At 70.6% G+C, this 8,026-nt stretch carries 8 protein-coding genes and 1 pseudogene; 7 read left to right on the top strand and 2 right to left on the bottom strand.

Features of this window, described 5'->3' with window-relative positions; genetic code table 11:
* The 7 genes from KVT45_RS54175 to KVT45_RS54145 form a co-directional block, all read left to right on the top strand.
* Window positions 1–523: oligopeptide/dipeptide ABC transporter ATP-binding protein (locus KVT45_RS54175; RefSeq protein ID WP_368857575.1), on the top strand; the 523-nt coding region annotated here is incomplete at its 5' end.
* Window positions 513–1,601 (top strand): ABC transporter ATP-binding protein, encoded by a 1,089-nt coding sequence (locus tag KVT45_RS54170; RefSeq protein ID WP_217562382.1) that lies wholly within the window; start codon window positions 513–515, stop codon window positions 1,599–1,601. The genes KVT45_RS54175 and KVT45_RS54170, both read left to right, overlap by 11 nt.
* Window positions 1,594–2,430 (top strand): SDR family oxidoreductase, encoded by an 837-nt coding sequence (locus tag KVT45_RS54165; RefSeq protein WP_217562380.1) that lies wholly within the window; start codon window positions 1,594–1,596, stop codon window positions 2,428–2,430. The genes KVT45_RS54170 and KVT45_RS54165 overlap by 8 nt, the downstream gene beginning before the upstream one ends.
* Window positions 2,431–2,612: 182 nt before the next feature.
* On the top strand, window positions 2,613–3,620 hold the full coding sequence (locus KVT45_RS54160) for a zinc-binding dehydrogenase (RefSeq protein WP_217562378.1): 1,008 nt from the start codon (window positions 2,613–2,615) through the stop codon (window positions 3,618–3,620).
* 48 nt (window positions 3,621–3,668) lie between these two features.
* Complete coding sequence (locus KVT45_RS54155) at window positions 3,669–4,418, top strand: NADPH-dependent F420 reductase (RefSeq protein ID WP_217562376.1); 750 nt, start codon at window positions 3,669–3,671, stop codon at window positions 4,416–4,418.
* Window positions 4,419–4,467: 49 nt separating this feature from the next.
* On the top strand, window positions 4,468–5,385 hold the full coding sequence (locus tag KVT45_RS54150; RefSeq protein ID WP_217562374.1) for an MBL fold metallo-hydrolase: 918 nt from the start codon (window positions 4,468–4,470) through the stop codon (window positions 5,383–5,385).
* A 119-nt stretch (window positions 5,386–5,504) separates the two neighbouring features.
* Entirely contained in the window at window positions 5,505–6,815 is a 1,311-nt protein-coding gene (locus KVT45_RS54145; protein ID WP_217562372.1) for a sialidase family protein, read from the top strand.
* 80 nt (window positions 6,816–6,895) lie between these two features.
* On the opposite strand, the gene KVT45_RS54140 is transcribed toward KVT45_RS54145, so the two are convergent.
* The gene (locus KVT45_RS54140; RefSeq protein WP_217562370.1) at window positions 6,896–7,804 is read right to left on the bottom strand and encodes a CoA ester lyase; all 909 of its coding nucleotides are present in this window, start codon (window positions 7,802–7,804) and stop codon (window positions 6,896–6,898) included.
* A 38-nt stretch (window positions 7,805–7,842) separates the two neighbouring features.
* Window positions 7,843–8,026, bottom strand: a pseudogene (locus tag KVT45_RS54135) (nitrilotriacetate monooxygenase); the annotation flags it as partial.

Here is an 8,026-nt window from a genome sequence, read left to right as displayed (position 1 = left end):
GATGATCGCCATCGCGCTGGCGTGTGAACCCGACCTGGTCATCGCGGACGAGCCGACGACGGTGTGGGACGGGGCCGTCCAACGCCAGGGCCCCGACCTGCTGCGCCGCATCCCACGGGACCGGGGGACAGCCCTCATGCTGACCAGCCACGATCTCGCCGTGGTCGCCGGACGCACCGACCGCACGGCCGTGATGTACGCGGGCCGCCTGGCCGAAGTCGGGGCGACGCGGACCGTGTTCACGGCGCCGCGCCACCGGTACACCCACGCCCTGCTGGAGGCGGTTCCCACGATCGACCACGAACGGCACACCCCCTTGCGTCTGATCCCCGGCACACTGCCGGATCCCGTCGCACCGCCGCCGGGCTGCCGGTTCGGACCCCGCTGCACCGCGGTACGGACCGAGTGCGGTGTGCCGGGGCCCGTCATGACTTCCGTGGGACACGACCACCGGGTCGCGTGCTGCGTTCCGGTCGACGCGCCCGGCACACCGCCGGTGACGGGGGGCCACGATGGCCGGTAGCGGGAACGCCCATCTCCGCGGTGACAGCGCCCTGTTGACCGTACGGGACCTGGTCGTCGAGTACGCCACCGACGCCGGGGTCGTACAGGCGGTGTCCGGGGTCAGCTTCGACGTCCTGCCCGGCGAGACCCTCGGCATCGTCGGCGAGTCGGGTTGCGGCAAGTCGACCACGGGCCGGGCCGTGCTGCGCCTGGACCACGCGACCGGCGGCACGATCGAGTTCGACGGCGAGCGCATCGACCAGGCCCGCCCACAGCGGATGCGTACGCTCCGACGTGACATGCAGATGGTCTTCCAGGACCCGGTGGCCTCATTGAATCCACGCCGCAGGGTCCGGGACGTGGTCGAGGAAGGCCTGGTGATCGGAGGTATGCCGGTCGCCGAGCGAACCGAGCGGGCGGCCACCGTACTGGCTCAAGTGGGGCTCTCCGATGCGCGGTTCACCGAGATGATGCCTCGTCAGCTGTCAGGCGGTCAGGCGCAGCGGGTGGCGATAGCCAGGGCCCTGGCGCTGAATCCGAAGCTGTTGATCTGTGACGAGCCGGTGTCGGCCCTCGACGCCTCCGTGCAGGCCCAGACGCTCAACCTGATCGAGGACATCAAGGCCGCCTACGAGCTGACCGTCGTGTTCATCGCTCATGACCTCAGCGTCGTCCGCGCGGTCAGCGACGACGTCATGGTGATGTATCTGGGCAAGGTGTGCGCGTTCGGAGATGCCGACCTGGTGTACGAGCGGCCCGCCCACCCGTACACCAGGGCCCTGCTCGACTCGGTTCCGCTGCTCGACTCCGACCGGGGGTTCGCCGGACCTGCTCTCGACGGGGACATCCCCTCACCCCTGGCGCCCCCGTCGGGCTGCCGGTTCCGTACCCGGTGCCCGAAGGCGGAGGACCGGTGCGCCGTCAGCGAGCCGCCGGTGCGCGAGGTGCGCGCGGACCACTATGTCGCGTGCCACTTCCCGCTTCAGGACACGCCCACGGGCGACGATCCGTCGGTGACCGCACTGGCCGTCGACCCCCTGCCCCGGCGGGGATGCCGGACGCCGGGCCTTGGAAAGGCGGAGCGTGGACATGCATGAACTCGGCACGAGCAAGCGGCCGGACTGGAGTCTGGCGGTGGTGGTCGGGGCCGGCGGCCTCGGCACGGCGGTGGCGCGACGGCTCGGCCAGCACCACCGGCTGCTCATCGCGGACATCGACAAGGACAAGGCGGACGAGGTCGCGCAGAGAATGCGCGACGAGGGCGGCGACGCCGAGCCGGTGCACTGTGACATCACGCGGCCGGAGTCGGTCCTGGAGCTCGCCGAAGAGGTGAAGCGGCGAGGAGGGTTCGCCGCGCTTGCGCACGTCGCCGGACTCTCCCCGTCGGCGGCGGACTTCGAGAGCATCGTGCGGGTCAACCTCACCGGAGCCGCACTCGTCACGCGCGCCCTGCTGCCCTGCGCGGAGCCCGGCGCGGCGGCGATCCTCATCGCGTCCCTCGCCGCGCACACCGTCACACCGAGCCCCGCCGCCGAGGCCGTACTGCGCGACCCGCACGACGCCCGGACGCCGACCCGTCTCAAGGAGGCGCTCGGCGAAGAGGAACGCACCTCCGCGATGGCGTACCAGCTCTCCAAATACGGTCTGCTGTCCCTGTGCCGACGTGAGGCATGGACGTGGGGACAACGGGGGGCGCGGATCGTCAGTCTCTCTCCGGGGCTCATCGCCACCCCCATGGGCGCGTTCGAGTTCGCGCGCAGTCCGGTCAAACACGATCTCTATGTCAGGACCCCGCTCGCCCGAGAGTGCACGATGATCGAGATCGCCGGCGTGGTCGCCTTCCTCGCCTCCGACCAGGCGTCGTTCATCTCCGGCACCGACGTCCTGGTCGACGGGGGTCTGGCCGGGACACTGCGCGGCGACTGAGCGCGCCGGTGCCGGCCCGGAGCCCGCGGAGAAAGTAGTCCGCCCAGCGGGACACCGGCCTCGGCGCGAGGCCGCACCGCCCTAGCTTTTCGCGAGCCGTGACTCCCCGGCGCGGTCAGCACCCTCGCGGTGATCACCACGGGGAGACCTGGTGCCCCCTCTCGGACCGGAAGGACCCCACGATGAAATCCGCCATCTACAACGGGCCGTTCGACATCACCGTCACCGAGCTGGAGACACCCACCTGCGGTCCGCGGGACGTGCTGCTGCGCAACCTGTACGCCGGCATCTGCGGTTCGGACGTGTCGGTCTACCGGCACGGTCCCGGGGCGCACCAGATCCTGAAGGGTGAGCAGTTCGGCCACGAGGTGGTGTCCGAGATCGCCGCGGTCGGCAGCGAGGTGACCGGCCTGTCCGTCGGCGACCGCGTCTACCCCTACCCGCTGACGGCCAAGGGCGACCCGAGTCGCGCCGGATGCCTGGGCGGGTTCTCCGAGTACATCCTCGTCCCGAACTGCCGTGTGGGTGAGCAGGTGTTCAAGGTCGACGACCGGATCCCGACACCCGTCGCCGGACTCATCGAGCCCTTCACGGTGGCCCACCGCGCTGTGCGCCGCTGCCGTCCCCGACAGGGGGAGAAGGCCGTCGTCTTCGGTGCCGGCACGATCGGGATCGCCGCGGCGGTGGCGCTGAAGAGCTTCGGTGCCGCGGAGGTCATGGTGGTGGACCTGTCCGACTTCCGGCTGGCGAAGGCCGCCGGACTCGGATTCGTGACCTGCAACTCCGCGCGGGAGGACCTGCGCAGGCGAGCCGGTGAGGTGTTCGGCGAGGTGAAGACCCTGCTGGGGACCTTCCCCGACGTCGACATCTACGTCGAGGCGGCGGGGCCCGACGAACTGTTCGCCACCATCCAGTCCATGGCGAAGTCCGGCGCGCGCATCGGCGCGGTAGCCGTCCACCCCAAGCCGGTCGCCGTCGACCTGGTCCGGCTGGCCTACGGCGAGCAGGAGATCATCGGACCGGGCGGCTACCGGCCCGAGGACGTCGCCGACGTCATGAAGATCATGGAGAGCGGACGGTTCGATCTCGCCTCCATCATCACCCACACCTTCGAGCTCGACCGGATCACCGAGGCGATCGAGACGGCGGGCGACCGCGAGTCGGCCCTCCACGTCGCCATCGCCTACTGAGGCACCGCTCGGCCCGCGCCGAACGGCGGCAAAGGAAGGATCAGGGAAGTGACGAAGACCCTCGGGCTCATCGGAGCCGGACGGATCGGCGGGGCGCTGGCCCGGCTGGCGCTCGCCGCCGGACTGGACGTGGTCGTGAGCAACTCGGGCGGCCCGCAGACGCTCATCGACACGGTGGCGCAGTGGGGAGAGGGCGCCAGGGCCGCCACGGCGGCGGACGCGGCGCGCCTGGGCGACATCGTGGTGGCCACCGTCCCCCTCGGCGCGCTACGGCGGCTGCCCGCCGACGCCCTCGCGGGGAAGACGATGGTGGACACCATGAACTACTACCCCGAGCGCGACGGCTCCCTGGCGGAGCTGGACTCCCGCGAGCTGACCTCCAGCGAGCTGGTGCAGCGTGGCCTTCCCGGGGCGCGGGTGGTCAAGGCCTTCAACAACATCGACTTCCTCCGGCTGGAGATCCTGGCCGGGCCCACCGGCGCCGCGGACCGCAGCGCGCTGCCCGTGGCCGGTGACAGCGCCGCCGCCAAGGAGGAGACGATCCGGCTGCTCGATGTCCTGGGTTACGACGCCGTCGACCTGGGTCCCCTGTCGGAGAGCTGGCGCAGCGAGCCCAACACGGCGGTCTACGTCCAGCCGTACCTGCCCGAACGCCCGGTGGGACTGGTCGGCGACGAGGACGTCATGAGGTGGTTCCTGGACTGCCCCGGTGCCCCGCTCCCCGCCGACCGGCTCGCCGGCCTGCTGCGCGATGCCGTGCGGCAGTCTCCCGCCGACGCACGGGAGCGCCTCGGCTGACAGCCGGCCGCCCGCCACCGCGAGAAACACTCACCGAAGGCATGACGACATGCGGACACTCAGCCTGGGCCATGCCCTGGTCGACCGGGTCGAGGAGCACACCCTGCCGGTCTCCCTCACCTTCCTGACCGGCGACGAGGCCTTCATCGCGCGGCGCGTGGACTCGCTGCCCAGCGGGTTCCTGGACCGGGCCACGATGAACTTCCAGTTCTCCAACCACAGTTGGGTGCTGCGGGTGGACGGCCGCACGGTGCTGGTCGACCCGTGCACCGGTAACGGCCGTACCGGCAGGGGACCTTACTTCGACGGACTGGACGTGCCCTATCTGGATCGGCTCGCGGCGGCGGGTGTGTCGCCCGAGGCGATCGACATCGTCTTCTGCACCCACTTCCACCACGACCACTGCGGCTGGAACACCCGGTGGAGCGAGGGGAGATGGGTGCCCACCTTCCCCAACGCCGAGTACGTGTTCGCGGCGGACGAATACCGGCGGTGGGACACGGCGAGGCCGCCGCACTCCAACGACTTCAGCCCCAACGTGTTCGACGAGTGCATACGTCCGGTCGCCGAAGCGGGTCTGGCCAGGGTCGTCCCGCTGCCGTACGAGATCTCGCCGAGCCTGACCGTCGAGCACGCACCCGGCCACACGCTCGGGCACGCGGTGCTGGCGCTCGACTCCGCGGGCGTACGGGCGTACTTCACCGGAGACGCCTTCCACCACCCGGTCCAGCTGACCCGTCCCGAGCTGCACCTGCCGGGCTGCGACGACCTGGAGACGGCCGTCGCCACCCGGCGCGCACTCGTGCGAAGGGCACTCGACGAAGACGCGTTCCTCTTCCCCGCCCACTTTCCCGCCCCGCACTACGGCCGACTCGCCCTCGACGGCGACGAGGTCTGCTTCGTGCCGGGCGGCGCGATCCGCACCACGCAGGCACGAACATCACGTCCTTCAAGGGAGCAGGCATGAGATCACCGCACGGATCCTTCCCACCACCGAGTACGGACCCACAGTTACCCGAACGGCCCCGGGCGACGCGTCGTGTGACGGCGCCCGGGAAGTCCTTCCGCGCGCGGGTGAGGAGCGGGGTGAGAGTGTTCGGCGCCGGCCTGTTCGCCGCCATGGTCGCCGTGCCCTTCCTCGTGACCAGCGCGCAGGCAAGTACGGCCGGTGGCCGCTTCGAGGTCGACGCGACCCCCGGCACACCGGACCGGGTGAACGGTCAGCCGGTCGTCGCGGTCAACCCCAAGAACCCCGACAACCTGGTGTACGCGTCGACGGACCACATCGTCGACGGCGCCGCACTCGTGAGGGTCGACTGCTACGCCGCGTTCTCGACCGACGGCGGCAGGACATGGACCCGCACGGCCTGGCCGGCCGGCGACAACCCCCAGTGCGGCGACCCGTACCTGGCCGTCGACTCGAAGGGGATCTTCTACCTCGCCTGGAACCAGCTGGGTTGCCCCGACGACCCGACCGGACCGATCACCGGCACCTGCAACGGGGTCCCGAACGCACTCGGTGTCGCCCGGTCGACCGACGGCGGCCGCACCTGGTCGCACGCCGTCGACACGCCGGCCGTCCGCGCCGCCACTCCCCGGCTGAGGGTGGACACGGCCACTGACTACGTCTACGCGGTCGGCGCCAGCCCGGTCGGGGAGCCCGGACCATCGGCCGTCACGGTCAGCAAGGACCATGGTCTGACCTGGACCCCGGTCGAGCAACTCCCGGACCAGCCGTTCGGCAACCAGATCGCCGTGCACAACGGCGTGCTGGCCACCGCGACCTCCGAAGTGGTCGTGGGCGGGGTCTCGGTCCAGCCCGTGAACCCCGTGTTCGAGGTGAGCCGCGACGACGGGAAGACCTTTACCTCCTTCCCGGTCACCGACAGCAACGGAACCCCGGTGCCGCCGCCCTCGGGCGACCTCGTGCCGGACACCAGGCTCCTGGCGTCGGACCCGATCCCCTGGGTCTCCGCCGACCCCACCAGGACCAACCGGTTCGCGGTCCTGCTGCCCCGGGGCGACAGCCTTGAGGTGTACGTCACCGACAACGCGGGCCGGACCTGGACCGGTCCGACCGTGGTCGCGGCACCGGGTGCGTCGAAGCCCTGGATCGAGTTCGGTCCCAAGGGAACGCTGGGCATCATGTGGCGGCACGTGGTCGACGGGCTCGTCGACACCTACTCCACGGTCTCCTTCGACGGCGGGAGGACCTTCCCCCGAACGGTGAAGGCCAACCGGACGAGCGAGCCGTACACCTTCCTCGGCAGCGGCGGTGACGAATGGTCGCGGATTCTCATCCACGGCAGGTACGCCTACGTCACCTGGTCGGACGCACGCGAGGGTGGCGCTGTCGACGGCGTCGTCGCCCGGGTTCCCCTGTCGCTCTACCACTGAGTTCGCACTCCCCGTCGTGATCCACGGCCCCGGGCGGCATCTCCTGCCGAGGAGATGCCGCAAGGGCTTCGTTGCCGGCGTCAGTCGGTCACGGCGGAGTGCTGGGCGAGGACGACTTCCGCGAGCTTCACATGCGCGGCGTCCACCAGCTGGCCGTCGACGCTGGTGGCGCCCAGTCCCTCCGCCTCGGCGGCCCGATACGCCTCCAGGACCCGCCGGGCACGTCTGACCTCGTCCTCCGTCGCCCGGAAGACCTGGTTCGCGATCCCGATCTGCGAAGGATGGATCGCCCACTTGCCGTTGAACCCCAAGGAGGCCGCCGATCGTGCGTCCTCCTCGTATCCGGCCGGGTCACGGAAGTCGGGGTAGGGGGCGTCGATGGCCGCGATGCCCGCGATGCGCGCCGCGGTGAGCACCTGCATCCGCGCGAAGTACCAGAAGTCGCCCGGATACGGCTCACGCGGACGGAAGTTGGTGCCCACCCGGGCGCCCTGGGACACCGACAGATCGCCCGCGCCGAAGATGACGGCGTCCAGACGCGTGCTCGCGGTCGCGATCTCCTCGGCATGCGCGACCCCCGCGACATCCTCGATGAGGACCTCCAGACGGATCCGCCTGCCCAGTCCGAGCCTCTCCTCCAGCTGGCTCAGCAGCACGTCGACCCACCAGACGTCCCGTGCCGCCGTGACCTTCGGGACGATGATGGTGTCCAGGTTCTCCCCGGCTCCTTCGACCACCTCGATGATGTCTCCGTGGGCCCACCTGGTGTCGATCCCGTTGATCCGCACCGCGCGGACGGTGCTGCCCCAGTCGTACCCGTTCAGCGCCTGTACGGCCTTGCCCCGGGCCTGTTCGCGCAGCGCCGGGGCCACCGCGTCCCCCAGGTCGAGGAAGACCAGGCCGGCGCCCGAGGCGGCCGCCTTGGCGAACATGTGGTCGTTGGAGGCGGGGGTGGCCAGCTCCGAGCGTCGCAAGGGAGGTGTGTTCATCGTGTCCTGGTCTCTCCTCGGATAGGTCTCGTCCACGGTCAGGCGCGTGTGTCGTGCCGTTCCTGTGCGAACAGGTTCGCCGGGCGGTCGAGGGAGAGGTTCTCCCGCAGGGTCCGGCCCGTGTACTCGCTCCGGACGTGCCCCAGGCGGCGGAGTTCAGGCACCACCAGCCGGTCGAAGTCCTCGAAGGCGCCGGGGAAGAGAGTGGCGGCCAGTACGAAG

Source organism: Streptomyces sp. GbtcB6 (assembly GCF_019091475.1).
Taxonomy (GTDB): Bacteria; Actinomycetota; Actinomycetes; order Streptomycetales; family Streptomycetaceae; genus Streptomyces; species Streptomyces hyaluromycini.
The sequence above is the reverse complement of the archived record's forward strand: the minus strand, read 5'-3'. Positions and strand labels throughout refer to the sequence as shown.

Excerpts from the sequence above, each read along its gene's own strand:
- KVT45_RS54170 (WP_217562382.1), top strand. The coding sequence starts at position 513 with ATGGCCGGTAGCGGGAACGCCCATCTCCGCGGTGACAGCGCCCTGTTG.
- KVT45_RS54165 (WP_217562380.1), top strand. The coding sequence starts at position 1,594 with ATGCATGAACTCGGCACGAGCAAGCGGCCGGACTGGAGTCTGGCGGTG.
- KVT45_RS54160 (WP_217562378.1), top strand. The coding sequence starts at position 2,613 with ATGAAATCCGCCATCTACAACGGGCCGTTCGACATCACCGTCACCGAG.
- KVT45_RS54150 (WP_217562374.1), top strand. The coding sequence starts at position 4,468 with ATGCGGACACTCAGCCTGGGCCATGCCCTGGTCGACCGGGTCGAGGAG.
- KVT45_RS54140 (WP_217562370.1), bottom strand. The coding sequence starts at position 7,804 with ATGAACACACCTCCCTTGCGACGCTCGGAGCTGGCCACCCCCGCCTCC.